Annotated in this window: 2 protein-coding genes; both read left to right on the top strand. The window is 65.8% G+C overall.

The window, feature by feature from the left end:
• On the top strand, window positions 1-521 hold a 521-nt coding region (locus tag GY769_10580; GenBank protein ID MCP4202364.1), incomplete at its 5' end, for a CoB--CoM heterodisulfide reductase iron-sulfur subunit A family protein.
• Between the two features lie 189 nt (window positions 522-710).
• Window positions 711-1550, top strand: a complete 840-nt coding sequence (locus GY769_10575; GenBank protein MCP4202363.1) for a hypothetical protein — start codon at window positions 711-713, stop codon at window positions 1548-1550.
• Window positions 1551-1590: the final 40 nt, after the last annotated feature.

Raw genomic sequence — 1590 nt, 5'->3', positions numbered from 1 at the left:
GCTCGAAGGTGTGCTGCGGCGTCGCCTGCAAGGAGGCGATCGAGATCCGCGACCACCTGCCCGACTGCCAGGTGTTCGTGTTCTACATCGACATGCGGATGTACGGCTTCTGGGAAGACCAGCTGTACTGGAAGGCCCAGGAGGAGAAGAAGGTACAGTTCATCCGCGGCATCGTCACCGAGATCACCCGCCGCGGCGACACGGTGGTGATCAAGGGCGAGGACACCACCATGGGCCGGCCGGTCGAGGTACCGATGGACGTGGTGGTGCTCTCGGTCGGCATGGAGCCGTCGGAGGGCACCACCCGGATGGCCGAGATCTTCTCGCTGCCGCTCGAGTCGCACCGCTTCATCGACACCATCGGCGGGCCGATGAATACCGTCTCGACCTCGCGGGAGGGCATCTACGTCGCCGGTGCCGCCGCCGGCCCGGCCGACCTCGAGGACTCGATCTCGATGGCCGGCGCGGCGGTGATGAAGGCGGCGGGGTTCCTGCGCAAGCACGCGCTGGCGACGGCGTAGGAAAAATGTATAGATCGCCGGAATCGGGAACCCTGAAAGGGTTCGATATCAAAGCCCAGGGTAAGCGCAGCGCCACCCTGGGTTCTGGACGCGCAAGAAGCCAAACCCTGAAAGGGTTTCATACGGGGGGAGCTTCGCTCACCCCGGGCTCTGGTATGCAACCCCTTCGGGGTTGGGGATCGGCGTTCGATGTTGCATGATGCCCTTGCCGCCGACCGTCGCCCCGAAGGGGCGCAAACGGAACGTCGCTCCGGAGGGGCGCAAGCGGAAGAACTTGTCGACTCCGAGGCCGCGCTCGAGTTCATGAAGGAGGCCACCAAGGTGGCCACCGGCACCGAGCTCGAAGACGTCGGCGAGCGCCTCGAAGCCAAGAGCCGGCTGTTCCGCGAGATCCTGGCGGAAGACCGCCTGGCGGAGCTCGACGAGACCGGCCTGAAGCGGCTGTTGGGCTCGATCTTCTCGCTGCGGCGCAAGAGCAAGCGCCTGCTGCGCGCCAACGACCTGGAGACGATCCGCGCGGAGCTGCAAGCGCTGCTTTACGACGAAGGACCGGTGGCCGGCCGTTTCGATCGCTTTGTCAACGAGCTCGGGGGCCTGGAGAAGGCGATGATCGTATCGCTCGCCAGCGAGGCGCTGCACTACACCGAGCCGGAGCGCTACTGGCTGTGGACCCACTGGATCTGGAACCCGAAGTCCGGCACCGGCGCGCTGCCGCTTATCACCCAGGAGGCCGACCTCGCGATGTCTCGTTCGCTCCCCTCCGGGGCGACCGCCACCGACGGCGAGGTGTACGACAAGGTCGGGCGCGCCCTGGTCCTGGTCAACGCCCAGGGGCACGCCATCGGCTACTCACGTTCCGGCCGGGGCCTGTTCGGCACCGACGTGTTTCTGGCCTGCGTCTACGCGGTCTATATGTTCACCGTCTTCAGGGTCAAACTGTCCCAGGAGTTCAACCGCATCCTGCCGGAGCTGCCCGAGCTCGTCCAGCGGGTGCTCGGAGTCCGCGCGATGGAGATAGCCCATGTCTGAAGCTCGTTTGCCTCCCTCCGGGAGGACGTATAAGACCACG

Source organism: bacterium (assembly GCA_024224155.1).
Taxonomy (GTDB): Bacteria; Acidobacteriota; Thermoanaerobaculia; order Multivoradales; family JAHEKO01; genus CALZIK01.
This window is presented reverse-complemented; position numbering and strand designations above follow the sequence as displayed.

Bases quoted from the DNA above. Each gene is read 5' to 3' on its own strand.
- GY769_10575 (MCP4202363.1), top strand. From the start codon at position 711: ATGTTGCATGATGCCCTTGCCGCCGACCGTCGCCCCGAAGGGGCGCAA.